Source organism: Bordetella sp. FB-8 (assembly GCF_000382185.1).
Taxonomy (GTDB): Bacteria; Pseudomonadota; Gammaproteobacteria; order Burkholderiales; family Burkholderiaceae_B; genus Bordetella.
Genome location: NZ_KB907784.1, coordinates 3,327,047 through 3,351,646, shown reverse-complemented (window position 1 = coordinate 3,351,646; position 24,600 = coordinate 3,327,047). Strand labels below are relative to the sequence as shown.

The following is a 24,600-nucleotide window of genomic DNA, read 5'->3' as shown; positions in this document are numbered from 1 at the left end:
TCATGGCCAAACTGGATATCACGCAATTGAGCAAGGCATTCGGCGGGCGCCCGGTCATTGCCGATTTCAGCCTGCACATTAGCAGCGGCAGCCTGATGGCCATCCTTGGCCCGTCCGGCAGCGGCAAGACCACGCTGCTGCGCCTGCTTTGCGGTTTCGAGCGCGCTCAGGCCGGGACAATACGCATAGGCGAGCGCATCGTGTCCGGCCCGGGCGTGCATGTGCAGCCCGAGCAGCGCCGCATCGGCTACGTGGCGCAGGAAGGCGCGTTGTTCCCGCATCTTTCCGTGGCCGACAACATCGTGTTCGGCCTGTCGCGCGCGCAACGCCGGGCGCATCACCGGGTTGCCGAGCTGCTGGAGCTGGTCGGACTGCCTCAAGCCTACGCCGCGCGGCCTCCGCAGCATCTGTCTGGCGGCGAGCAGCAGCGCGTCGCTTTGGCACGCGCCCTGGCGGCATCACCCTCGGTTGTGCTGCTGGACGAACCCTTCTCCGCATTAGATGCGGCGCTGCGTAACGACACCCGCAACGCCGTCGTCCATGCATTGCAGGCCACTGGGGCCACCGCCGTTCTAGTGACCCACGACCAGGCGGAAGCGCTTTCCATGGGCGATCACGTCGCGGTCCTGTGGCAGGGCCGGCTGGCGCAGGTCGCCACGCCGCAGGAACTGTACCGGGCGCCCGCTACGCGCGAGCTGGCACGTTTCGTCGGCGAAGCCGTGTTGCTCGAAAGCGTCGTTGCTGAGCATCGCGCCCTCTGCTCGCTGGGCTCGCTGCCGCTGTCCGCGCCCACCGCGCCGGGACCTGCCCAGGTGATGTTGCGGCCCGAGCAGATACTCCTGCTGCCCGAGCCGATGCCCGACGCTGTGCCCGCGCAAGTGGAGCGCATCGTATTCATGGGTGCGCATGCCAATGTGCAATTGACGCTGCCGGCCAGCGGCGAACGCATCGCCGCGCGCGTGAGCGGGCAGTCGGCGCTCGTGCCCGGCGCGCGCATGTGGGTGTCGGTCTGCGGCCCGGCGGTCGCCTATCCTTGTTGAGCGCGCCTTACTGCGCGTGCTCGATTACCAATTGAACGTTGATTATGCCGTTCCAGATGTTCTGTTCCAGTCGATAGGCGGCCTGAATGCGCTCGGGCAAGGGCTGGTCGTGGTTGAACCAGATGGCATCGAAGCGCTGGCGGTCGCGCTGCAGGGATAGCTTCATATGCTTGCCACCGACCAGACGCTGCCCTTGCACGCTGAATTCATCCAGGAAAAGCGGCGCGGCGAAGCCTGCTCCCCATACCTGCTGCTGCAGCAGGCCGGCGACTTCGGCGTTGGCGTAGCCGGATTCGAGCGGGCCGTCGGTTTCGATAAGCGGTTCGAAGGCTTCTCGGCCGGTGAGCTCGCGCACGGCGGCATCGAAGGCGCGTGAAAAGTCCGCAAAGTCGGTGCGGCCCAGGGTCAGGCCGGCGGCCATGGCGTGACCGCCGAATTTGCGTATGAGTCCGGGATGGCGCTTGGAAACCAGATCCAGCGCATCGCGCAGATGCACATCGGGAATCGAACGGCCGGAACCGCGCATTTCATCGTCCCCTGCTGGCGCGAAGGCCAAGGTAGGGCGCCAGAATTTTTCTTTCAGTCGCGAAGCAACCAGGCCCACCACGCCTTGGTGCCAGGACTCATCGTAGACGCAGACCGAGGCGCCCGATGCCGCGTCGGGTTCGGCCGCCATGGCCGCCATGGCCTGATCGCGCATTTCGGCCTCGATGCCGCGGCGTTCGCGGTTGATCTGGTCGAGCTGGCGGGCCATGTCCAGGGCCTGAGCCTCGTCGTCGGTGGTCAGGCAGGCGATGCCCAGACTCATGTCGGCCAGGCGGCCGGCCGCGTTGATGCGTGGGCCCAAGGCAAAGCCCAGGTCGAAGCTGCTGGCTTCGCGCGGTTCGCGCGCAGCCACGGCAAAGAGTGCGCGCAGGCCGGGCTGCATACGGCCGCTGCGCATGCGCGCCAGGCCTTGGGTGACGAGCAGGCGGTTGTTGGGATCGAGCCTGACCACGTCGGCCACCGTTCCCAGGGCCACCAGATCGGCCAGGGCGTCCAGGCGCGGGCCGCCGTCGGGCGGGTAGATGCCGCGCGATCGTAGTTCGGCGCGCAGGGCCAGCATCAGATAGAAGATCACACCCACGCCGGCCAGGTTCTTGGAGGCAAAGCCGCAGCCGGGCTGATTCGGGTTGACGATGGCCAGCGCCGCGGGCAACTGGTCGCCGGGCAGGTGGTGGTCGGTGACGACTACGCCGATGCCAGCGGCGTTGGCCGCGGCTACGCCATCGACGCTGGCGATGCCGTTGTCCACGGTGATGATGAGATCAGGTTTGCCATTGGCATGGCGCAAGGCCAGATCGACCACGGCAGGCGACAGGCCGTAGCCGGTTTCGAACCGATTGGGCACGAGAAAGTCGACCTCGGCGCCCATGGCGCCGAGGGCGCGCAGCCCTACGGCGCAGGCCGTGGCGCCATCGCAATCGTAGTCCGCCACGATGAGCATCCGCTTGCCTTGCTGAATGGCATCGGCCAGCAAGGCGGCAGCATGGCCCGCTTGTGTGAGCTGGTTCGGCGGCAACATGGCCGGCCATGCCAGGCGCGTCTGGTCGGGGTGGGTGACGCCGCGGGAGGCCCACAGGCGCGATAGCAGCGGATGGATGCCGGCGGCTTCGAGCGCGCGGCGCGCGTTGGCGTCCGTGGGACGCGAGGTCAGACGGGGCGAGACCACCAGGTATTCCAGTTGGTTTTGGTGGGCGGCAGCCAACGCAGCAGGCCGGCGCGCGGTTTGAAGCGCAGGCGTGCCTGGCGCCTGTCGCCCAGCAGCAGGATTTCGGTATCGGACGCCGGCAGGAGGTATTTGCCTCGCGCCAGCGGTGCCAGGTGATTGCGGTCCAGATCTTCCAAAGCGTTGAGCCAGGTGGCCCAGTCGCCTAGGCGCTGCGGTTCGAGCAGGCTGTCCAAGATCCGAGCCTGGTCAGGCCGCTCGGGCGCAGGCCAAGGGTGGGCACCGCCGTAGAGCCAGAGCGCGTTGACGGGCGCCATGCCGCGGGCGGCGCGCGATTCGTTGACGGGATGCTCGTGCCATGCCATCTGGATTTCGTTCAGCAGCCGGCGCCACGGGCGTGTCGAGGCATCATGCTGCCACCAAGCGTCCAGCGGCTGGCCGGCGACGGCCTGGGGACTGGCGGTTTCCGGGTTCAGGCCTTCGGGCAGAAAGAGGCGCCAGCGCTGCGCGTCCAACGGTTCGGCGGAAAATCCCGTGTCCTGAAAGAGCGGTCGGGCGGCTTCGAGCAGGGCCTGGCTCTCCTCGACGCTCAAATCCATCTGCCCGGCAGGCAGCAGCGCGGCGCGGTCGGTGCCCAAGGCCAGATGGACCAGTTCACCCAGCCACACGGCCCGGCCATCCCGGCAGGCTTGCTTGCCGGCCAGCAACGGTCCCAGTCCGGCGCCCCAGGGCAGTCCGGGTTGAACTGCGTAGCCGGCGTGCTCGAGCTGCCAGGCTTCGAAGGGGGTGCAGCCGCGGGCGTGCGGGTCGTGGTCCTGCAGATTGGCCTGGCCCATCGCCAGCCAGGCGTGCAGGGTCGGTGCCCGCTGGGGCAGATGTCGGGCCAGTTCGCTGGCGATGGGGGCGTCGGGCAGAGCGCCCGCGAGCACGATGAGCATGAAAAGGATTGTAGTCTCCCCGTGCAGGGCGATTCGATCGTTCTCGAAGGCGTGCCGAAATTTGCGTGATAATGCTCGGGTGCTGAAAATACCTTACGAATTTTGGATAGGCGCCCGCTATGCGGGCATGGGCCGCTGGTGGCGGCGCGCGGGCAAGGGGCGGCGCGACCGCTTCGTCTCGTTCATCGCGGCCACGAGCATGGCCGGAATCGCCCTGGGGGTGGCTGCGCTGATCATCGTGCTGTCGGTCATGAACGGCTTCCAGAAGGACGTGCGCGACCGCATGCTGTCGGTGCTGCCGAACATCCAGCTCTACATCGCGGGCGCCTCGCCGGAAGAAGCGCTGCCGCAGTGGCAGCGATATGCCGACATGGCCAAGAAAAACCCAGCAGTGCGCGGCGCCGCGCCTTTCGTTTCGGCCCAGGCCATGGTGGTTCGAGGTCAGACCCTGCGCGGGGTGCAGGTGCAGGGCATCGATCCGGCACTGGAAGGCAATGTGTCTCAGGTCCCCAAGGAAATGGTCGCAGGCAAGCTCGGCGATCTCAAGCCGGGCAGTTTCAGCGTGGTGCTGGGCAGCGACCTGGCCGCCGCGTTGGGCGTGAGGATCGGCGACACGGTGCTGATGCTGGCGCCGCAGGGCAGTATCAGCCCGGCGGGTTTCGCGCCGCGCATGCGCCAGTTCACCGTCGTCGGTGTCTTCTCGTCGGGCAATTACGAGTACGATTCCTCGCTCGCGTTCATCGATACCGAAGACGCGGCAAAAATGTTCCGGGACAGCGGCACGGCGGGGGTGCGCCTGCGGGTGGCCGACATGCAGCGCGCGCCCCAGGTCGCCGCCGAATTGTCGAAGGTGCTGCCGCCTTACGTCATCGCCAGCGACTGGACGCGCAACAATCGCACCTGGTTCGCGGCGGTGCAGACCGAAAAGCGCATGATGTTCCTGATCCTGGCGCTGATCGTGGCGGTCGCCGCTTTCAATCTGCTTTCTTCCCTGGTGATGGCCGTCAAGGATAAACAGTCCGACATCGCCATCTTGCGCACGCTGGGCGCCGGCCCGCGTGAAATCGCGCGGATATTCCTCGTGCAGGGCAGCCTGATCGGCGTGGCGGGCACACTGGGGGGCGTGCTGTTTGGCATGCTCATTGCATACAATATCGAAACCATTGTGCCTTTCATCGAACATCTTTTCGGCGTGCATTTTCTGGCGCCCCAGGTGTATTTCATCAGCGAGTTGCCATCTGATCCGCAGGTTTCGGACATCGTCACCATAGGTGTGACCTCGTTGGTGCTCTCGCTCCTGGCTACCCTGTATCCCAGTTGGCGCGCTTCGCGCCTGCAACCGGCCCAGGTGCTGCGCCATGACTGAAGTCTCCCGTGGCACGACGCCGGCCTTGCGGGCTGAGCATCTGAGCAAGTTCTACGACGAGGGGCCGGAGCGTATCGACGTTCTGTCCGACGTGTCTTTGACGGTGGAGCGCGGGGAGATGGTCTCCATCATCGGCGCCTCGGGCTCGGGCAAGAGCACCCTGCTGCACATCCTGGGTCTTCTGGACGTGCCCGACCACGGCAGCGTAACCATCGACGGCACCTGCGCTTCCGGACTGAGCGAGTCGGCCAAGAGCGCCTTGCGCAACCGCAGCCTGGGTTTCGTCTACCAGTTCCATCATCTGCTGGCGGAGTTCTCCGCGCTGGACAATGTGGCCATGCCCCTGATCGTGCGGCGGCAGGGCCGCGAGGATGCGCGCGCCGCGGCACAGGCCGTGCTGGAGCAGGTTGGGCTGGAAGCGCGCGCGGAACACTTTCCCGGCCAGCTTTCCGGCGGCGAACGCCAGCGCGTTGCGCTGGCGCGCGCCTTGGTCACGCGGCCGGCGTGTGTGCTGGCCGACGAACCCACAGGCAACCTGGACAGGCACACCGCGCACGATATCTACGAACTGCTATCGCGCGTGAACCGAGAGTCGGGTACGGCTTTCGTCATCGTTACGCACGATCAGGAGCTGGCGGCCCGCGCCGATCGCGTGCTACACATGGAGCGCGGCCGGCTCGTTGCCGACTGAGCCCGTGGCTAAAGCTCAGGCGCAGTCCGACGCCATGCTGATCGATACGCACTGCCACCTGGACGCGACCGAGTTCGACGCGGATCGCGAGACGATCATCCAATCCGCTCGCGATGCGGGCGTGCAAGCGATCGTCATTCCTGCCGTGGAACGGGGAAATTTTTCCGTTGTGCGGGATCTGGCGCATTCCTTTCCCGGCGGCGCCTATGCGCTGGGCATCCACCCCATGTACGTGCGTCGGGCCGATGCAAGCGACCTGGACCTGCTGCGCGCCCTGGTGCGCGAGTCTCTGTGCGATCCGCGTTTTGTGGCCATAGGCGAGATTGGCCTGGATTTTTTCGTGCCCGAAATCTCGCAGGGTCAGGAGCGTGAGCGGCAGGAACGCTTCTATGCCGCGCAGCTGGATATCGCCGCCGAATTCGGCCTGCCGGTATTGCTGCACGTGCGGCGTTCGCAGGACGTGCTGCTCAAGTACCTGCGCCGCAAACCCGGCGTGCCGGGCGGCATCGCCCATGCTTTCAACGGCAGCGCGCAGCAGGCGCAGGCTTTCGTCGCGCGCGGTTTTGCCCTGGGCCTGGGAGGCGCCATGACTTATGCGCGAGCGCTGCAGATACGGCGCCATGCCGTGGACGTCGGCCTGTCGGCACTGGTGCTGGAAACCGATGCGCCGGACATTCCGCCGGCCTGGCTGCACGAACCGGCGCGCCGCAACGCTCCGCATGAACTGGCGCGGATCGCCGATGTCCTGGCCCAATTGCGTGGCCTGCGACGCGAGGAAATCGCCCGCGCCACGACCGGGGCGGCGTGCCGCGTGCTGCCCCGACTGCAGAGCCTGGGCCTGGCGTAAATCGCCTCTCGCATCGCCTCGTCTTTTACCCGGGGCGCGCAGGTATGTCCTGCATGGGCTACGTGACAAAAGCGCGTCGTTCCGGTCTGGCGGACGGCTTGCTCGACGGCTAGGCTGGAGCCTTTGCGGAGGTTCCCATCTCTGGCCGCATCTTCCTTCTTTCGTTCATCGCCGGCATCGGACTGCCTCACACGCTGGCCGCTCTGCCCGGAACGCCGGGTCTTGCCGCGCTGGCGTGCGCGGTGGCGGCACTGGCCGCCCTGCAGCGCACATCGCGCGCGCAATCGATACGGTTGGTCTGTCTACTGCTGGCGGGTCTGCTGGCCGGTTCGCTCGATACATGCCTGCAAGGTCGTCTGCGTCTTGCCGATGCACTGGCCGATGCGTATCACGACCAGATAGTACGCCTGCAGGTGCGTGTGCTGACGATGCCGCAAGACGATGACGGCGGCCGCCGCTTCATGGCCGAAGTGGGCAAGTCCCGGCCGCCGGGCATACCCCGCATCATCCGCGTCACCTGGCACGCGCGTCCCGGCGCCGCCGCCGCGTTGCCCGAGGTCATACCCGGCAGCGACTGGCGCATGGCCTTGGTTCTGCGCCGCCCCTACGGCCCGTCCAACCCTTATGCGGCCGACATGGAATTGCGCAGCTTCGCCGCAGGGATACGGGCAGAGGGTACGGTGCGCGGCAATCCGCAGAAGATCGCCGACGAGCCCTGGGCGACGGCGGCCGTGGGCATCGAAACGCTGCGCTACCGTATCCGCGCGGGCATGCGCGCCGCCCTGGAAGGCATGCGCTACGGGCCGGTGCTGATCGCCCTGACCATTGGCGACCAGGCTGGCATAGCAAGGGAGGATTGGCAGGTCTTCAATCGCAGCGGCATCTCGCACTTAGTCGCGATCAGCGGGGCTCATATTACGCTGGTGGCGGCCATGGGCGGCTTGCTCGCGTCCTTTCTATGGCGGCGCTGGCGCTGGCGTGGCGTAGGGCTGGCGGAATATTTGCCTGCGCAGCTGGCGGCCTGTTCGGCCGCTTTGTGCGTGGCCTTGGGGTACTGCCTTCTGGCCGGCTGGGGCGTGCCCGCGCGTCGCACCTTCTTCATGCTGGCTTGCCTGGCGGCCGCCGGGCTTGCGCGCTTGCCACTGAGCGCATCGCGCCTGTTGTTGCTTGCAGGTGCCTGCGTTTTGGCGCTCGATCCCTGGGCCATGCTGTCGGCGGGGTTCTGGCTGTCTTTCGGCGCGGTGGCGATATTGATGCGCCTGGCCGTCTCGCACGCTGAGCCCGCCTTGACCTGGCGCGAACGCGCGCGCCGCGTGCTTGCTGGTTTCTGCAGGACGCAGGGCGCGATCACGCTGGGGCTTGCGCCCTTGCTGGCCTTTCTTGTGCACCAGGTATCGCTGGGATCGCCGCTGGCCAATGCCGTTGCCGTTCCGATCGTGGGTGCGCTGGTGACCCCGCTGGCCTTGCTTTGTGGCGTCCTGTCGGTGATGCCGGGTGGACGGAGTCTGGCGTGGGCCGCGGGTTGGCTCGGCCATGGCCTGTTCGCCGCGGTCATGCAGCCCGTGGGGTGGATAGGTCGCAGCGAATGGGCCGCGGCCTACGTGGCTGCCGCAGCCTGGCCATGGCTGCTGCCTGCGTTCCTGGGCGTGGCCATTGCCTTACAAGGCCGTGGCGGCCGCTGGCGTTTTATGGGCTGGCTGGGCATGCTGCCGCTGCTGCTGTGGCGGCCCGACAGGCCGCAACCCGGCGACTGGCGCATGATCGCGCTGGATGTTGGGCAGGGCAGTGCGCTTATTATTGAGACGGCCACTCGCACATTGCTCTATGACGCCGGTCCGCGCTATTACGGCGGCGGCGATGCCGGCGAAAGGGTGCTGGCACCTTATTTGCATGCGCGCGGCGCGCGCCGCATTGATACCCTGGTCGTATCGCATGCGGATCAGGATCATGCGGGTGGGTTGCGCAGCATATTGCAGGCATTTCCGGTAGACGTTTCTTATGCCTCGTTCGATCTGGCCGCGCATTTGAGGCGCCAAGCAGCCCGATCGTCCGAACCCGAACTGGACGCGGTGCGTTTGCCTGGGAGCCGGCGCGAATGCGAAGCCGGCATGGCGTGGGAGAGCGACGGCGTGCTCTTGCGTTTCGTGCATCCGCAGAAGCAGGCCGCAGCGCACCCGCAAGACAAAATCGGCAGGATCGACACCAATGCCCGCAGCTGCGTGCTCGTGGTGCAGGGCCGGCATCACACCATTTTGCTGCCTGGCGACGCGGGCGTGGCCCAGGAGACCCGCTATGCGGCGGTCTTGCCGCCCATCGATGTCGTGGCGGCGCCGCATCACGGTTCGTCCACGTCGTCGGGGACGGCATTGGTCCGCGCTGTCGGGCCGGCTCAGGTCATTGTTCAGGCTGGCTACCTGAACCGCTTTCGCCATCCCTCGGGGCAAGTCGTCTCACGTTGGCAGGCTTGGGGAGCCTCGGTATGGCGCACGGACCTGCAGGGCGCCGTGACCATCGAATCAAGCGGACAAGGACTCTTGGTGAATGCGCAACGGGAGACGGCTAGGCGCTACTGGCATGCGGTACTACCCTGGAACCGCGGCTCCGACACGGCAGCTTCGGCGAATTAGGAAGCAATTCGCTTGGTCAGCATGGCCTCGAAGCAATCGAGTATGCGCCGCACATAGGCATTCTTGTGCGCATAGGGCCCATCCGCATTCTCGGGATGGACCAGCATGGTGGAGTTGGCCTCGAACACCAGCACACGGCCGTCCGGCAGCAGCGAAAAATCGACGCCTGCGTAATCGAGGTCCAAGCGTGCGCCGATCTCGCGCAGCGTCTGCATGGCCGCGGCCCCGAGCACGGCTTGCGGATCCTGCAGAAATCGCTTTTCTTCTTCCAGTTTCCAGGCATGGCCGCCCATGTCCGCGGTGTAGTAATGCACCATCCAGTTGGGCGAGATGCCCAGATGATAGGGATAGGGTTGTCTATCGATGAAAATGACCCGGTACTTGCGCCAGCAGCCGTCGGCGCAACGGCTGTCGACGAAGGGAAAGACGTAGACCGGGCTCTGCTGCCGTTCGCGTTGCAGCGCCAGGTCTGCCGGCGTGGTCATGCGTTGCATTCCCACGCCGCCTTGCGTGTGGATCGGGCGCAGCAGCAGCGGTAGCTGGGCCTGAAGGTCGGGGTCCCAATCCTGCGCGCTGGCATAGCGCCGCACCGGAGCGATTGCCAGATTGGAAATATCGCCCAGCAACTGCGGCAGTCGATGCCGGGCCGTGCGCGCGACCTTGTCGGGGGGGTTCAGTACGGGCCGGGCGCAATGTTCGACGAAAAGGGCCAGCGGCGCCGTCACGCCGCTTCGGGTCAGGTCGGGGTCGCCCATGGCGTTGAAGACCAGGTCGTAGGGCGGCAGCTGGGCTTGCTGCCCGGGCGTCGCGTATTCGATCATCCAGTCGATCAAATTGGTGGTGCGCGTGTCGAACAGGTGCGTCAGATTCATGTTGCCGGTGCCCACGTCGAACAGGATCAGCACGGTCTTGGCCGCGCCCGGCGTGATTTTCACGAAAACGTTCTGGCGCCGATAGGCCTGGTCGCATTGTTCGCGTGCCTCGGCTTCGAAACCTTCTTCCTGCAGCAGCGCGGACAGGTTGATGCGTGCATGGACGTGTTCGGGGTCGATTTCCAGCACGCGGCGGTAATGGGCCATCGCTTCCGTCGGGCGATGCAAGCGCCGGCTTACCAGTGCCAAGTTGTAGAGCGCCTGAACGAAATCCTCACGGCAGTTCACGGCCTGCGCAAAGCTGTCGCCCGCTTCTTGCAAGCGATCCTGCTGGTAGAGCACGATGCCCAGCCCATAGTGGGCGGCCGCAAGCGCCGGAGCCGCTGCGATGGCCTGGCGGTAGTGCGCTTCGGCTACTTGGTCGGCATCGCCGCTTTCGCGCAGCAGGTCGGCCAAGTTCAAATGCGCCTGCGCGTGGGTGGGCGCCAGCGCCACGGCCATGCGCAGGGCCGCCATGGCTTCCCGCGGGCGCCCCATGCGCTGCAAGGTCGCGCCTTTGCCGTAGAGCGCGAGGCTCGACCTCGGCTGCAGCGCCAATGCCTTTTCATAGCAGGCGAGCGCCTGCTCGTAGGCCTGTGCCGCCCGCTGCATGGTGGCCAGCGACAGCAGGATCTCGACATGGTCCGGCGCCAGCGCATGACCCCTGGACAGGATCGTGATGGCCAAACGCGTATTGCCCAGTTGGCCGGCTGCGCTGCCCAGCCAACGCAGGGCTTCGATATCGTCGGGCGTGGTATCCAGTATCTGTTGGTAGATGGCCATGGCCTCGGCCAGACGGCCGGCCTGATGGTGTGCGAGTGCGGTCTGAAGGCTCATGCGGATCGATTCTACCGGGATCGAATGCATTGCGCGAGGCTCGACCTCGGCTGCAGCGCCAATGCCTTTTCATAGCAGGCGAGCGCCTGCTCGTAGGCCTGTGCCGCCCGCTGCATGGTGGCCAGCGACAGCAGGATCTCGACATGGTCCGGCGCCAGCGCATGACCCCTGGACAGGATCGTGATGGCCAAACGCGTATTGCCCAGTTGGCCGGCTGCGCTGCCCAGCCAACGCAGGGCTTCGATATCGTCGGGCGTGGTATCCAGTATCTGTTGGTAGATGGCCATGGCCTCGGCCAGACGGCCGGCCTGATGGTGTGCGAGTGCGGTCTGAAGGCTCATGCGGATCGATTCTACCGGGATCGAATGCATTGCGCGAGGCTCGACCTCGGCTGCAGCGCCAATGCCTTTTCATAGCAGGCGAGCGCCTGCTCGTAGGCCTGTGCCGCCCGCTGCATGGTGGCCAGCGACAGCAGGATCTCGACATGGTCCGGCGCCAGCGCATGACCCCTGGACAGGATCGTGATGGCCAAACGCGTATTGCCCAGTTGGCCGGCTGCGCTGCCCAGCCAACGCAGGGCTTCGATATCGTCGGGCGTGGTATCCAGTATCTGTTGGTAGATGGCCATGGCCTCGGCCAGACGGCCGGCCTGATGGTGTGCGAGTGCGGTCTGAAGGCTCATGCGGATCGATTCTACCGGGATCGAATGCATTGCTGGGGGTAAGATGGAAAGCCTCGCACTGCATTCGATCCGGAGCTGCTCCATGCCCTCGCAACCCCGTCTGGACTACGTCACCTGCGCCAGCCCCGCGGGCCTGCACCGCATGGCCTATTGGGAATGGGGTGACCCGGGTAATGACCGGGTTCTGCTGTGTGTGCACGGCCTGACGCGGGCCGGGCGCGATTTCGACGAGCTGGCCCAGCACCTGTCCAGCGATTTTCGTGTGGTCTGTCCCGACGTGGTGGGCCGCGGCGCATCCGACTGGCTGCTCAACCCGTCTTTCTATACCGTGCCGCAATATGTCGCCGACATGACGACCTTGTTGGCGCGGCTGCGTCCCGCAATCCTCGACTGGGTGGGCACATCCATGGGCGGCTTGATCGGCCTGGGTCTGGCCGGCACCGTCGCTATGACGGCGGCGATGCGTGCCGCCGATCCGCGCCCCGGGGCATGGTCGCAGGATCTGCCCCGCCATGGCTTGCGGTTTAATCGCATGGTGCTCAACGACATCGGTCCGCGGCTGGAAGTGTCGGCCTTGATGCGCATCGGGGCCTATGTGGGACAGCCTGTGGCGTTTTCCACCCTGGCCGAAGCGGTGCAGGCCACGCGCCAGACAGCCGCGACGTTCGGCCCGCATACCGACGAGCAGTGGGAAACCTTCACGCGCAGAGTCTTTCGCCAACGCGAGGGATGGTGGGTCAAGCATTACGACCAGGGCCTGGCCGCGCCGCTGGCTGGACAGAATGCCGAGGCCTACGCTACGGGCGAAAATCTACTTTGGCAGGCCTACGACGCGCTGGACTGTCCGGTGCTCATCGTGCGCGGCGCCGAGTCCGACCTGCTCTCGGCCGCGACGCTGGCCCAGATGCGAGCACGCAATACGCGGTCGACATCGATCGAATTCGCGGGCGTGGGGCATGCTCCGACCTTGATGACGCCCGAGCAGATTGAACCGATAGCGGCCTTTCTGCGCGGATCTTCTTAAAATAGGCCGATCATGGATACCGCACTACTGAATATCGACCTGCATTGTCATTCCACTGTGTCCGACGGCCAGCTGCTGCCGGCCGATGTGGCTCGCCGCGCCCACGACAACGGTGTGGATGTGTGGGCATTGACCGATCATGACGAAGTCGGGGGCCAGGCCGAGGCTGGGCGGACGGCGCGGGAGGTGGGCATGCGCTTTATCACCGGCGTCGAGATCTCGGTCACTTGGGCCGGTCAGACGGTGCATATCGTCGGCCTGAATTTCGATCCGGCCGACGCGGTCTTGAACGACGGACTGCGCGCGACCCGCGCCGGGCGCGGCGAGCGCGCACGCCGCATGGGCGAACGCCTGGCGGCGCTGGGCATACCGGGCGCCTACGAGGGTGCGCTGACCTTCGTCGGCAACCCCGAACTCATCAGCCGCACGCATTTTGCGCGCTACTTGGTCGCGGCGGGGTACTGTTCCAATGTGCAGACCGTGTTTGACAAATACCTGCACGACGGCGGGCCGGGCCACGAACCCATGCAATGGGCCACGCTGGAGCAGGCGGTGTCATGGATACGCGGTGCGGGTGGACGCGCCGTCGTGGCGCATCCGGGCCGCTACAAATACACCCCGACGCAGTTCTACGCGCTGTTCGACGAATTTATCCAGCTGGGCGGGGAGGGGGTCGAAGTGGTCACCGGCAGCCACAGTCCCGAGGATGCCCGCAAATACGCCGGCGAGGCGCGCCGCTATGGGCTGCTGGCTTCGCGCGGCTCCGATTTCCACAGCGAGCGCGACAGCCGGGTCGACCTGGGCATGTTGCCCATGCTGCCGCCGGACCTGAGGCCGGTCTGGCACGACTGGCTCTGATGTACTCGGATTTACGTAAGAAATGAACAAAGCATTTGTCAAAGAGTCCGATCGCGATGACGAGGACCAGGTACCCGAAGCCCAGGCGCTGCCATCGGGCTCGCGCAATTACATCACGCCGCAAGGCTATGCCCAGTTGCGCGAAGAGTTGGCGCACCTGATGAATGTGGAGCGGCCCTCGGTGGTGCAGATCGTCTCCTGGGCCGCATCCAATGGCGACCGATCCGAGAACGGCGACTATCTATACGGCAAGAAGCGCCTGCGCGAAATCGATCGGCGTATGCGTTTTCTGACCAAGCGCCTGGATATCGCCGAAGTGGTCGACCCGGGCCTGCAGCCCAACCGCGATCAGGTTTTCTTCGGTGCGACGGTGCTGTACATGGATCGCGCCGGCCAGGAACGCATGGTGACCATCGTGGGGGTTGACGAAGCCGAGCCGCTGGCCGGCCGCATCAGCTGGATCTCGCCGGTGGCGCGTGCATTACTGAAGGCCCGCGAAGGCGACACCGTGACGCTGCGCACCCCGGCAGGCATGGACGAACTGGACATACTCGAGGTCCGGTATCCCGAACCGCGGCCGGAGTAGCCCCCGGCCGCCCCGGCCGATGCCTCAGCTGTTCTCGCGGTATTCCAGCGTATAGCCGGCCCGGTCATCCAGGGCCAGTTCCCGCGCCAGATAGGGCATGGCGGTCTTGAGTGCCTCGTGCAGCGTCCAGGGCGGGTTGACCAGGAATATTCCGCTGCCATGTAGGCCGAAGCCGTCGGGGGCGGGTTTCTGCACGGTAAGCGTGGCGTGCAGCCAGCTCTTGACCGCAAGATTGGGTAACTGGCGCGCCAGCTCGCCGGCCTCGACCCGCTGCACCAAGGGGTACCACACGGCATAGGTGCCGGTGGCAAAGCGCTTGACGCCTTCCTTGACGGCAATAAATGCGCGACGATAGTCTCGCTTGTCCTCGTAGGACGGATCGATCAGCACCAGCCCGCGCCGCGCGGGCGGAGGCAGCAGGGATTTGACGCCCTCGAAGCCGTCGGCGGCATATACCGTGGTCTGGCGCAGCGCGCCGCGGCCGCGTTTCTCCAAATTGCGTACCAGCACGTCCGATTCGCTGGGATGCAGTTCAAAAAGGCGCAGACGGTCCTTGTCTCGCAGGGCGTCCAGGGTTAGCCAGGGCGAGCCGGGGTAGTAGCGCAACGGGCCGCCGGTGTTGTATTGCTTGATACGGGCGACATAATCGGCCAGCAATTCGGGCAGGTCGGCCTTGTCCCAGAGGCGGGCGATACCGCCGTCGTGTTCGGCGTTCTTGGCCGACCAGTCGCCGTCGAGTTGGTAGAGTCCCGCGCCGGCGTGCGTATCGATCACCCAATACGGTGCGTCCTTGCGGTTCAGGTAATCCAGTGTATGGATGAGGATGGCGTGCTTGAGTACGTCGGCGTGGTTGCCGGCGTGGAAGGCGTGGCGGTAGCTGAACATCAGGCGGTCGGTGCGATCAGAGCGAGTTGGTCGGTGAAGAGCGCATCCATACCCCAGGAAAACAGCAGGCGCGCGCGATCGGGATCGTTCACCGTCCACGCGGCGATGCGGTAGCCGGCTTCATGCACCGCGCCGATGAGTTCGGGCGAAGCGTCCCGCTGGTTGATGTTCAGGCCGACGCAGTCGTACTTGCGCAGGCGCGCCAGCCAGTCGTCGGAAACGGCCTCGACCAGCAGGGCGCGGGGCAGTTCGGGCGCAGTGGCCTGCGCGGCCGCCAGGGCCTCCTCGGAAAACGAGGACAGCAGGGGTTGCCTGTGCATGCCGGCCCATAATGCCTGCGTGAGCCTGGCTACCGCTTCGCCGGTTTGCGCGTCGCGGCCGGGGCAGGGCTTGATCTCGACATTGCAGGCGATGCCGTTGGCAATTGCATAGCGCGCCGCGGCGGCAAAGGTGGGCACCGGCTCGCCGGCGTAGTCCGGGCTGTGCCAGCTGCCGGCATCGAGCTGCGCCAGTTCGGCATAGGTTTTGTCTCCGGCGGGGCCGTGGCCATCCGTGGTGCGGTCAAGGTCGTCGTCGTGTAGCAGCACCGCCACGCCGTCGCGACTGAGCTTCACGTCGAACTCAAACATGCGGTAGCCGTGCTGCTTGCCGGCGCGCATGGCGGCCAGAGTGTTTTCGGGAGCCAGCTTGCCGCCGCCGCGATGGGCGATGTGAGCGGGATAGGGCCAGGAAGCGAGGGGCGAAGTCATGGTTTCCGGTAGGTATGGGGTGAGAATAACGCGCGGGAAACGCGGTAAACTCGTTGGGTTAAGCAGGTTCCAAGGCGAATTTTCGCCTTTTTTTGATCGGGATTCCATGTTCGAGTTCTTCCGTACCCACAATCGCTGGATGCAGTTCATCCTGATGATCTTGATCGTGCCGTCTTTTGCGCTGGTCGGCATCCAGGGCTATGAAAGCTTCATGCACCGCGAGCCCAAGCTGGCCGAGGTGGGCGGCCAGGCCATCCTGCGCTCTGAATTCGACACGGCGCACCGCAATCAGATCGAGCAGCTGCAGGCCAGCATGGGTTCGCAGTTCGATCCCGCCATGGTCGACACGCCGGCATCGCGCCGCCAACTGCTGGAAGACCTGATCGATCGCCATCTGCTGGCCCTGGTTGCCACCAAGGCGCGTCTCGGGGTGTCGGATGGCATGTTGCGCGACACCATCGCCGCCATCCCCCAGGTGCAGGACAACGGCCGCTTTTCGCCCGAGCGCTATCGCCAGGTACTGGCCGCACAGGGTTTGACGCCTGCTGGTTTCGAGGCCAATCTGCGCGGCCAATTGTCGGTGGGCCTGGTGCTCGATCCCGTCTCATCCAGCGCGCAGGTGCCGTCTTCTGTGGCCGATTCGATCGCCGCCATGCTGACGCAGCAACGCGTGGTGGCATTGCGTGATTTCAAGTCTGCCGACTATCGCGCCAAGGTCCAGGTGTCGCAGCAAGACATCCAGAATTGGTATGACGCCAATAAGCAGCAGCTCGAAGTGTCCGAACAGGTCAGCGCCCAGTACCTGGTGCTCGACGAGGCCGCCGCTACGCAGGGTGTGCAGGTCAAAGACAGTGATATCCAGAGCTACTACAAGCAGAATATCGCCCGCTTCAGCCAACCGGAGCGCCGCCGCATCAGCCACATCCTGATCTCGGTGCCGGCCAATGCCACCGAAGATCAGCGCAAGGCAGCCCGGGCGCGCGCCGAGGAACTGGCTGCCCAGGCACAGGCCAACCCCGACGGTTTTGCCGACCTGGCCAAGAAGTTCTCGCAGGACGCCGGTTCCGCGCAGCAGGGCGGCGACCTGGGCTGGAACGTGCCGCCGGGCCTGGAAAAGGCGGTTTCCACGCTCTCCAAGGGACAAGTATCGGGCGTTGTGGAAAGCCCAGCGGGCTTTCACATCATCAAGGTCACGGATTTTCAGCCCGGCCTCGTCAAGCCTCTGGCCGCGGTGCGTGAGCAGATCGTCGGCGAGATCAGCAAGCAGATGGCCGCCACGCGCTTTTCCGACATGGCCACCCAGCTTACCAAGCTGGTCTATGATCAGCGCGACAGCCTGCAACCCGCGGCCGACGCCCTGGGCATCAGGCTGCGCACGGCCGCCGGCATCACCCGCTCGGGCCTGCTGCCCGCCACGCAGGCGGGCGCAGACGCCGCGGCGGCCAGCCCCGACGCCGTGCTGCTGGACAATCCGCGCGTGCGCCAGGCCTTGTTCTCGCCTGAAGTCCTGCGCGACAAGAACAATTCCGGCGTGATCGAGCTTTCTGCCGACACCATGCTGGCCGTGCGCGTGCTGAAGATGACCCCGGCCCATATTCCTGCGCTGGCCGACGTGCAGGATGTCATCCGTGACCGCCTTATCACCGAACGCGCCGCCGCCGCGGCGCGGCAGGCCGGCCAAGCCGCGCTCAAGGCTTTGCAGGCCCCCGCGCCCGATGCCGGTGCAAGCACGGGTTTTGGCAATGCGCTGACGGTGTCGCGCCAGGCAAGCCAAGGCCTGCCGCGACCCGTGCTGGAGGCCGTGATGCGTATGGCCCCGGAACAGAACGGCAAGCCGGTCTATGCCGGCGTGTCGGTGGGTTCAGATTACACCTTGGTGCGCCTGGACAGCGTACAGGCGGGCAAGGTGAGCGATGCCGATCGCGCAGGTCTGACCGCGCAACTGTCCTCGGCGTGGGGGCAGGCGCAAGATCGGGCCGTGCTGCAGCTGCTGCGCCAACAGTACGGCGTCAAGATCCTGCCGGATGCGCAGAAGGCCATCAAGGGTGACAACCCGACGGACGGTTCGTAGACGCGCGGGCATCGTCCGATCCAGGAAAAATGGCCGCATAGCGGCCATTTTTCATTTCGCCGCAAGCGTTCTGAAGGCCCGTTGATGTCGCGCGCAGCAGATCGCCAAATCGCTGTGAACGGCCCTGGGCGGGCGGCTTTTAGGCTATGGGCTGTACTGTGCCGGCCGTGATGGAATGCATGGGAAAGCGCAGGGTGGGATCGAAGGGATTGACCAGGCAGGACAACTGCTGGGCCTCGCGCGTCAGCATGTCCCGTACGATGGGCAGGCGCTCCTCGCTCAGGCGGCTGTCATGCGTGCCGATCGAAAGCGCCGCCACGACATTGTGATTACGGTCGAACACCGGCACGGCGATGCCGGCCATGCCTTGCAGCAGGCCGCTGTTCTTGGCGTTGTAGCCCAGCGCCAGCGTCTTTTTAATTTCGGTGCGCAGGTAGACCTCGTCATAGACGTTGTAATGCCGGATGCGCGGTAGGTTGTAGTGCAGCACTTCCTCCTGCTCGGCCTGAGGCAGATAGGCCAGGATGACCAGCGCGCCTTGTCCCACGCCCAAGGCAACGCGTCCTCCGACGTCGCCTGTAAAAGTGCGCACCGGATACTGGCCTTCAACGCGGTCCAGGCAGACCGCATCGAAGCCCGAGCGCACCAGCAGCAGCACCGTGTCGCTCAGGCTGGCGTTCAGGCGCAATAGAGCAGGTCGGGCCAGCGAGCGCAGGTCGTTCACGGCACCGGCCTGCGCCGCCAGGCAGAACAAGTCCAGGCTCAGGCGATAGATCTTGCTCTTGTCCTGTTCAACCATGCCTTCCTGCATCAGGCCCTGGAGCAGCCGATGGGTGGTGGCCTGGGTCAATCCCAGCTTTTTTGCCAGATAGGTAACGCGTGCGCCTTCGCGCTGCTGCTCGCCCAGTGCGCGCAGGATCTGGAAGGTGCGATGCATGGCGCTGCGTTGATGAGCATCGTCGGTGAGTTCAGACATATCGATTTAACGGAATTGCAATGAGCTTTTTCGATATTTTATTCCATTAAATAGAATTTTTTAAATAAAAGTTCCATTATTAGGGTTTACATAGAGGTGGTTACGGCCATGCATCTTTGATAATTGAAATAAGTAGATGTATTTCTTCCGCAATGTGAGATCCGTCCGGCCCCGGAGAATGATCGATGAGTTTTTTGCGTCTGAACCATGTTTCCAAGCAGTACGGCAGCCTGCATGTCGTGCGGGACTTCAGCCTGCAAGTGCACAAGGGCGAGTTCGTGTCGCTGCTCGGGCCCTCGGGCTGCGGCAAGACCACGACATTGCAGATGATCGCCGGGTTCGCTGACGTGACCGAGGGTTCGATCGAGCTCGAAGGCGTGGACATCACCCGTGCCAAGGCCAATGCCCGCGGCCTGGGCATCGTGTTCCAGACCTATGCGTTGTTTCCCCACATGACGGCGCGTCAGAACGTCGAATTCGGCCTGGAGATGCGCAAGATTCCCGCTGCTCGGCGCCGCGAGCGATCCGAGCAGGCGCTGGCACTGGTGCACCTGGACAAGTACGCGGACCGATATCCGCGCGAGCTCTCGGGCGGCCAGCGCCAACGTGTGGCGCTGGCGCGCGCGCTGGTGATCGAACCGCCTGTGTTGCTGCTGGACGAGCCGATGTCCAATCTGGACGCCAAGCTACGCGAGGAAATGCAGTTCGAGCTGCGTGAAATTCAGCGCAAGGTGGGCACGACCACCATCATGGTCACGCACGATCAGGCCGAGGCCATGTCCATCAGCGACCGCGTGGTCGTGATGCAGGCCGGGCGCATCACTCAGGTGGATACGCCGCTGTCGGTGTATGAATATCCGCGCAATGCCTTCATCTCGACTTTCGTCGGCAAGACCAATCTGCTGCAGGCGTTGGTGCAGCCGGGTTCGGACGGCGCCACCTGCGCCAGGGTCGGTCCGGTACGCATGGCCTTGCCGGCGGGCGCGCCCGCCGGCGGGCCGGTCGTCCTGGCCCTGCGCCCCGAGAAAATCACCTGCACCGCGCCTGGTGCCGGACGCTGCGAGGGACAGGTGGCCGAGCGCTTTTTCCTGGGCAATCTGTGGATGTACACCGTGCGCAGTCCGCTGGGCGAACTGCTGGTGTCGGTCGTGAACGACGGCGCGCCGGCCCACGACGTCGGACAGGTCGTGGGGCTGGACTGGCAGGATCGCAATGTGCGCGTAATCGGAGCGCAGCAAATTGCGCCACAAGGGGCACAGGCATGACGCCGCGCTCGGTCTGGACGCCCTGGGGCATGGTCGCCCCGGCGCTGCTCTTGTTCACCGTACTGATGCTGGTGCCGCTGGCGATGACGGTGGCGCTGTCCTTCAATGCCTTCGATCCGGACAAGGGAACGATTCCGGGCACTTTCACGCTGGTCCATTACCTGCACGTCATCCAGGACCCGTACTACTACGGCATCTTCTGGCGCACGATACGCCTGTCGGTCATCGTGACCCTCATCTGCATCCTGGTCGGCGCACCCGAGGCCTACATCCTGAGCCGCATGCGCAAGCCCTGGCGGTCCATATTTCTGCTGGTCATATTGGCTCCGCTGCTCGTTTCGGTGGTCGTGCGCGCTTTCGGCTGGAGCATGCTGCTCAGCCCCGACGGCCTGATCAACAACGCGCTGAGGTTCCTTGGCGTGGGCAGGGTCAAACTGCTTTACAACGAGACAGCCATCGTGATCGCGCTGGTGCATGTGATGATGCCCTTCATGGTGATCCCGGTCTGGACGTCGCTGCAAAAGCTCGATCCCTGGGTGGAGAACGCATCGCTGTCGCTGTCGGCTTCGCACTTCACCACCCTGCGTCGCGTCGTGCTGCCGCAGATCATGCCGGGCATTCTTTCCGGCAGCCTGATCGTGTTCGGCCTGTCCGCAAGCTCTTTCGTCATTCCGGGGCTGCTGGGCGGGCGCCGAGTCAAGATGGTCGCCACGCTGGTCTACGACCAGTACCTGACAGAGTTGAATTGGCCGCTGGGTGCGGCGATCGCCTTCATTCTGCTGGCCGCCAATCTGATCATCATGCTGGGCTGGAGCCGAATGATCGAAAGCCGCTACAAGAAGATCCTGGGATAAGGAGCGCGGTCATGCAAAGAAACGGACCGATCGCCTTGGCCTTCAACGCCCTGGTCATCATTTTCATGCTGGCGCCGCTGGTGGTCGTTTGCCTGGTTGCCTTTACGCCGGCCGAAACCTTGCAGATTCCCACGCACCATTTTTCGCTGCGCTGGTTCGAGCAACTGCTGAACTCGCAGCAATTCGTGCAGTCGTTCTGGACCAGCCTGTGGTTGGGCGTCGCGTCGGCCACCATTTCGACCGCGCTGGCTGTGCCCGCGGCCATGGCCATCGTCCGCTGCGAGATACCGGGGCGCAATTTCCTGCAAGGCGTGTTCCTGTCGCCCTTGATCATTCCGCAGCTGGTGCTGGGCGTGGCGCTGCTGCATATGTTGGCCGTGATAGGCGAGCAGGGCAGTTTCACCTGGCTGGTCTTGGCCCACACGCTCGTGGTTACGCCCTATACCCTGCGGCTGATCATGGCGGCGCTGGTCGGCTATGACCGCACGGCGGAGCAGGCGGCCTATTCGCTGGGTGCGAGCAGCGCTACGGTGTTCCTGCGCATGACGCTGCCGATGATCCTGGCGGGCATCACCGGAGGCTGGCTGCTGGCCTTCATCAACAGTTTCGATGAACTGACCATGTCGATCTTCGTGGTGTCGCCCGCGACGGTGACGCTGCCTGTACGCATGTATATGTACGCGACCGAGTCGCTGGATCCGATGATGGCCGCCGTTTCCGCGCTGATCGTCTTTCTCACGCTGGGATTGATGCTGCTGCTGGACAAGGTGTACGGCCTGGATCGGGTCTTGGTCGGCAAGCATTGACAGGATATCTGCGATGACTATGGAACTTCCCCGCGCCCAGCTGGTTCGCCTTAAGGAACGCGATCGTCTCGCCGTGGCTTTCGAACTCGACGGCCGGCCCGCCAGCGCTCTGGCGGGCGATACGGTGCTGACCGCCGTGCTCACGCAGTCGCGCCAGTTGCGCGTCAACGAATTCAGCGGACAGCCGCGCGCCGGCTTCTGCATGATGGGCGCCTGTCAGGATTGCTGGGTGCGATTGGCCGACGGCCGCTCGCTGCGCGCCTGTCAGACCATGATCGAGCCGGGCATGCGGATCCGCACTCTGCAAGGGCAGACATGATGGCGCCGTCCGATTTCACGCTGCAGCGCCAGACCCGGGACGATCTGCCGCCCGTCATCGTGGGCGCCGGACCTGCCGGCGTGCGTGCCGCCGCGACCTTGCTGGCACACGGTCTGGCGCCCATCGTCGTGGACGAGGCGCCGCGGTCCGGCGGCCAGGTATACCGTCGCCAGCCCGACGGCTTCGCGCGCGACGCCAAAGCCCTGTATGGCACCGAGGCCGGCCGTGCGCGTGACCTGCACGCCACGTTCGACCGCCTGCGCCCGTGCCTGGACTACCGCCCTCAGACACTGGTCTGGAACGCCCAACCCGATTGTCTGGACTTGCTGGGCGTGCCCACGCGCGAGGCGAGCACCCTGGCCTGGCGCGATGTGATCGTGGCCACCGGCGCCACCGACCGCGTGCTGCCCATTCCAGGCTGGACGCTGCCGGGTGTCTACACCTTGGGCGGGTCCCAGGTAGCGCTCAAATACCAGGGCTGCGCCATCGGCGATGCAGTCGTCTTCGCCGGCACCGGACCCCTGCTATATCTGGTGGCCTGCCAATATGCCAAGGCCGGCGCGAAGGTGGTCGCCGTGTTGGATACCGCGCCCGCGTCGCAGCGCTACAAGGCTATCCTGGCCATGTCGGGCCAGCCCGCGGTCGCGGCCAAGGGCATGGCGCTGGTCGCCTCGCTCACGCTGCGCGGCATACCCATGCACCACGGTGTGCGTTTGCTGCGCGCCGAAGGCCAGGGCGCGCTGGCGCAAGTGGTATGGCAGGACCGCGCGGGCCGAGAGCGGCGCACCGCGTGCACGGCCCTGGGCCTGGGCCATGCCCTTCGGCCCGAGACGCAACTGGCTGACCTGCTGGATTGCGAGTTCGAGTTTTCGCCTTTGCACCGCTGCCATGTCCCCCGCATCGACGATATGCGGCGCGCCTCGGCGCCCGGCGTGTACCTGGCCGGGGACGGCGCCGGCATCATGGGCGCCGATGCGGCCGAAGTGTCGGGCGAACTGGCGGCGCTGGCGTTGCTGCAGGACCGGCGCATCGGCATCGACCCTGCTCGCGCATCTCTGCTGCGCCGGCGCTTGCGCAAAATTGAGCGATTCCGGCATGCGCTGGAAGTCGCCTTTCCGTTTCCCGAGGACTGGGCCGCGCACGCCCCAGATGATCTAGTGATATGTCGCTGCGAGAACGTCACGGCCGGCACACTGCGCCGCGCCGCGGCCGATTGCGGCGCTCGCGAGCTCAATCGCCTGAAGGCTTTGTGCCGGGTGGGCATGGGCCGCTGCCAGGGCCGCATGTGCGGCTCGGCGGCGGCGGAGATCTTGGCGCAGGCCCAGTCCGTGCCGGTATCGCAGGTGGGGCGGCTGCGCGGTCAAGCGCCTGTCAAGCCGCTGCCGCTGGACCTCGCGGTGCGGGAGGCGGCTCATGGCTGAGCAACTGGCCAGCGACGTGGCCATCATCGGCGGCGGCATCATGGGCAGCGCCGCGGCGCTATTCCTGCGCAAGCGCGGGTTGACGGTGACGCTGCTCGAACGCGATCTGTGCGGTTCGCGGTCGAGCGGCATCAATTTCGGCGGCGTACGTCGGCAGGGACGCGGGCTGGCGCAACTGCCCCTGGCACAGCGCTCGCATCAACTATGGGGCAGGCTGGCCGAGCTGATCGGCACCGAGGCTGAATATGAACGCAGCGGCCACTTCAAGATTGCGCGCAGCGCGGACGACATGCAATCACTGGTCCGCTATGCCGAAATAGCCGGTGAATATGGCCTGCAACTGCAGCTGATCGAAGGCCGGGAGGCGTTGCGCAAATATTTCCCGATGGGAGGCGAACGCCTCGTAGGCGGCTCGCTTTGCCCCGAGGACGGCCAGGCCAATCCGCGCCTGCTTTCGCCTGCCTTCGCCCGGGCTGCGCAGGCCGCGGGCGCCGACGTGCGCGAACGCGCGCCGGTTCTGGCGGTGGAACACGACGGCGCCCGATTTGTCGTGCAGGCGCGCCAGCCCGACCGGGAGTTGAAAATCAAGGCTTGCATGCTGCTCAATTGCGCCGGCGCCTGGGCTGGTCCGTTTGCCGCGCTGTGGGGCGAGTCCGTGCCCCTGCGCGTCGTGCCGCCCGCCATGGGCGTGACCGAACCCTTGCCGTTCTTCCTGCCCTGGAGCCTGGGCGTGGAAGGTGGCGGCATTTATTGCCGCCAGGTGCGGCGCGGCAACGTGGTATTTGGCGGCGGGCGCGGCTACCTGCAGGACGGCGAGCGCGCGCGCTCGCCCCGCTCGGGCATCCTGGATCAGTTGCCCCAGCTGGCAGAGCTGCTGCCGCAACTGAGGACGGCGCATGTCATCCGCACCTGGAGCGGCACCGAGGCCGAGATGCCTGACGACAACCCCGTGCTGGGCGCGAGCGCGAAACGCCCGGGCCTGTTCCATGCTTTCGGTTTTTCCGGCGCCGGATTCCAGCTGGGTCCCGGCGTGGGCGATGTCATGGCCGAACTGATTGCCGAAGGCCGTACCAGCACGCCTATAGAAGCATTTTCCATCCAGCGTTTTTTACAAGCCCAGGTTTGACCCACAAAGGAGA

23 protein-coding genes are annotated in these 24,600 nt (G+C 65.4%); 15 read left to right on the top strand and 8 right to left on the bottom strand.

The annotated features are described in order from the left end of the window. Nucleotides 1-2 precede the first annotated feature (2 nt). Entirely contained in the window at nucleotides 3-1,040 is a 1,038-nt protein-coding gene (locus H143_RS0116015) for an ABC transporter ATP-binding protein (protein ID WP_019939278.1), read from the top strand. Nucleotides 1,041-1,047: 7 nt separating this feature from the next. Here H143_RS0116015 and recJ read toward each other — a convergent pair whose 3' ends face one another. Further along, nucleotides 1,048-2,751, bottom strand: coding sequence for a single-stranded-DNA-specific exonuclease RecJ (gene recJ, locus H143_RS0116010; protein WP_019939277.1), 1,704 nt, complete (start codon nucleotides 2,749-2,751; stop codon nucleotides 1,048-1,050). Beyond that, nucleotides 2,733-3,686: a hypothetical protein gene (locus tag H143_RS0116005; protein WP_019939276.1), complete on the bottom strand. Its 954-nt coding sequence runs from the start codon at nucleotides 3,684-3,686 to the stop codon at nucleotides 2,733-2,735. The genes recJ and H143_RS0116005 overlap by 19 nt, the downstream gene beginning before the upstream one ends. 127 nt (nucleotides 3,687-3,813) lie before the next feature. Between H143_RS0116005 and H143_RS0116000 the strand changes: the two genes are divergently transcribed. The 4 genes from H143_RS0116000 to H143_RS0115985 all read left to right on the top strand — a co-directional run bounded on the left by H143_RS0116000 (nucleotide 3,814) and on the right by H143_RS0115985 (nucleotide 9,217). Next, nucleotides 3,814-5,052, top strand: coding sequence for a lipoprotein-releasing ABC transporter permease subunit (locus H143_RS0116000; protein WP_051094505.1), 1,239 nt, complete (start codon nucleotides 3,814-3,816; stop codon nucleotides 5,050-5,052). Beyond that, nucleotides 5,045-5,743, top strand: a complete 699-nt coding sequence (gene lolD, locus H143_RS0115995; protein ID WP_019939274.1) for a lipoprotein-releasing ABC transporter ATP-binding protein LolD — start codon at nucleotides 5,045-5,047, stop codon at nucleotides 5,741-5,743. Before H143_RS0116000 ends, lolD begins: the two co-directional genes overlap by 8 nt. A gap of 34 nt (nucleotides 5,744-5,777) precedes the next feature. Continuing rightward, complete coding sequence (locus H143_RS0115990) at nucleotides 5,778-6,590, top strand: TatD family hydrolase (RefSeq protein ID WP_019939273.1); 813 nt, start codon at nucleotides 5,778-5,780, stop codon at nucleotides 6,588-6,590. A 194-nt stretch (nucleotides 6,591-6,784) separates the two neighbouring features. Further along, the gene (locus tag H143_RS0115985) at nucleotides 6,785-9,217 is read left to right on the top strand and encodes a DNA internalization-related competence protein ComEC/Rec2 (protein WP_196801366.1); all 2,433 of its coding nucleotides are present in this window, start codon (nucleotides 6,785-6,787) and stop codon (nucleotides 9,215-9,217) included. On the opposite strand, the gene H143_RS20915 is transcribed toward H143_RS0115985, so the two are convergent. From H143_RS20915 to H143_RS0115970, 3 genes are read right to left on the bottom strand one after another with little or no spacing between them, the layout of a single operon-like run. Continuing rightward, nucleotides 9,214-10,965 carry a tetratricopeptide repeat protein gene (locus tag H143_RS20915; RefSeq protein ID WP_196801321.1) on the bottom strand — a complete coding sequence of 584 codons (1,752 nt, stop codon included), beginning with the start codon at nucleotides 10,963-10,965 and terminating at the stop codon, nucleotides 9,214-9,216. The two genes, H143_RS0115985 and H143_RS20915, sit on opposite strands and share 4 nt — an antisense overlap. An 11-nt stretch (nucleotides 10,966-10,976) precedes the next feature. After that, a complete protein-coding gene (locus H143_RS0115975) occupies nucleotides 10,977-11,306 on the bottom strand; it encodes a tetratricopeptide repeat protein (RefSeq protein ID WP_196801320.1) in 330 nt (109 codons plus the stop codon). A gap of 11 nt (nucleotides 11,307-11,317) precedes the next feature. Then, nucleotides 11,318-11,647 carry a tetratricopeptide repeat protein gene (locus H143_RS0115970; protein WP_196801320.1) on the bottom strand — a complete coding sequence of 110 codons (330 nt, stop codon included), beginning with the start codon at nucleotides 11,645-11,647 and terminating at the stop codon, nucleotides 11,318-11,320. Between the two features lie 82 nt (nucleotides 11,648-11,729). Here H143_RS0115970 and H143_RS0115965 point away from each other — a divergent pair, with 82 nt between their 5' ends. From H143_RS0115965 to greB, 3 genes are read left to right on the top strand one after another with little or no spacing between them, the layout of a single operon-like run. Beyond that, complete coding sequence (locus tag H143_RS0115965; RefSeq protein WP_019939270.1) at nucleotides 11,730-12,671, top strand: alpha/beta fold hydrolase; 942 nt, start codon at nucleotides 11,730-11,732, stop codon at nucleotides 12,669-12,671. A gap of 12 nt (nucleotides 12,672-12,683) precedes the next feature. Beyond that, nucleotides 12,684-13,529: a 3',5'-nucleoside bisphosphate phosphatase gene (locus tag H143_RS0115960; RefSeq protein WP_019939269.1), complete on the top strand. Its 846-nt coding sequence runs from the start codon at nucleotides 12,684-12,686 to the stop codon at nucleotides 13,527-13,529. A 22-nt stretch (nucleotides 13,530-13,551) separates the two neighbouring features. Beyond that, a complete protein-coding gene (gene greB, locus H143_RS0115955) occupies nucleotides 13,552-14,115 on the top strand; it encodes a transcription elongation factor GreB (RefSeq protein WP_019939268.1) in 564 nt (187 codons plus the stop codon). Nucleotides 14,116-14,139: 24 nt separating this feature from the next. Here greB and H143_RS0115950 read toward each other — a convergent pair whose 3' ends face one another. Next, complete coding sequence (locus H143_RS0115950; RefSeq protein WP_019939267.1) at nucleotides 14,140-15,000, bottom strand: 23S rRNA (adenine(2030)-N(6))-methyltransferase RlmJ; 861 nt, start codon at nucleotides 14,998-15,000, stop codon at nucleotides 14,140-14,142. After that, nucleotides 15,000-15,749, bottom strand: coding sequence for a glycerophosphodiester phosphodiesterase (ugpQ, locus tag H143_RS0115945; protein WP_019939266.1), 750 nt, complete (start codon nucleotides 15,747-15,749; stop codon nucleotides 15,000-15,002). The genes H143_RS0115950 and ugpQ overlap by 1 nt, the downstream gene beginning before the upstream one ends. A gap of 106 nt (nucleotides 15,750-15,855) precedes the next feature. On the opposite strand from ugpQ, the gene H143_RS0115940 reads away from it, so the two are divergent. Continuing rightward, on the top strand, nucleotides 15,856-17,820 hold the full coding sequence (locus H143_RS0115940) for a SurA N-terminal domain-containing protein (RefSeq protein WP_019939265.1): 1,965 nt from the start codon (nucleotides 15,856-15,858) through the stop codon (nucleotides 17,818-17,820). 139 nt (nucleotides 17,821-17,959) lie between these two features. Here the strand turns inward: H143_RS0115940 and H143_RS0115935 are convergent, their stop codons facing one another. Beyond that, nucleotides 17,960-18,796 (bottom strand): IclR family transcriptional regulator, encoded by an 837-nt coding sequence (locus H143_RS0115935; protein WP_019939264.1) that lies wholly within the window; start codon nucleotides 18,794-18,796, stop codon nucleotides 17,960-17,962. Between the two features lie 185 nt (nucleotides 18,797-18,981). Between H143_RS0115935 and H143_RS0115930 the strand changes: the two genes are divergently transcribed. The 6 genes from H143_RS0115930 to H143_RS0115905 are packed head-to-tail and all read left to right on the top strand — an operon-like array spanning nucleotide 18,982 to nucleotide 24,587. After that, nucleotides 18,982-20,061 carry an ABC transporter ATP-binding protein gene (locus H143_RS0115930; RefSeq protein ID WP_019939263.1) on the top strand — a complete coding sequence of 360 codons (1,080 nt, stop codon included), beginning with the start codon at nucleotides 18,982-18,984 and terminating at the stop codon, nucleotides 20,059-20,061. After that, nucleotides 20,058-20,915 carry an ABC transporter permease gene (locus tag H143_RS0115925; RefSeq protein ID WP_019939262.1) on the top strand — a complete coding sequence of 286 codons (858 nt, stop codon included), beginning with the start codon at nucleotides 20,058-20,060 and terminating at the stop codon, nucleotides 20,913-20,915. The genes H143_RS0115930 and H143_RS0115925 overlap by 4 nt, the downstream gene beginning before the upstream one ends. An 11-nt stretch (nucleotides 20,916-20,926) precedes the next feature. Next, on the top strand, nucleotides 20,927-21,721 hold the full coding sequence (locus H143_RS0115920; protein ID WP_019939261.1) for an ABC transporter permease: 795 nt from the start codon (nucleotides 20,927-20,929) through the stop codon (nucleotides 21,719-21,721). 19 nt (nucleotides 21,722-21,740) lie between these two features. Next, nucleotides 21,741-22,040 carry a (2Fe-2S)-binding protein gene (locus tag H143_RS0115915; RefSeq protein WP_019939260.1) on the top strand — a complete coding sequence of 100 codons (300 nt, stop codon included), beginning with the start codon at nucleotides 21,741-21,743 and terminating at the stop codon, nucleotides 22,038-22,040. After that, nucleotides 22,037-23,461 (top strand): NAD(P)/FAD-dependent oxidoreductase, encoded by a 1,425-nt coding sequence (locus H143_RS0115910; protein ID WP_019939259.1) that lies wholly within the window; start codon nucleotides 22,037-22,039, stop codon nucleotides 23,459-23,461. Before H143_RS0115915 ends, H143_RS0115910 begins: the two co-directional genes overlap by 4 nt. Then, nucleotides 23,454-24,587, top strand: coding sequence for an FAD-binding oxidoreductase (locus H143_RS0115905; RefSeq protein WP_019939258.1), 1,134 nt, complete (start codon nucleotides 23,454-23,456; stop codon nucleotides 24,585-24,587). Before H143_RS0115910 ends, H143_RS0115905 begins: the two co-directional genes overlap by 8 nt. Nucleotides 24,588-24,600: the final 13 nt, after the last annotated feature.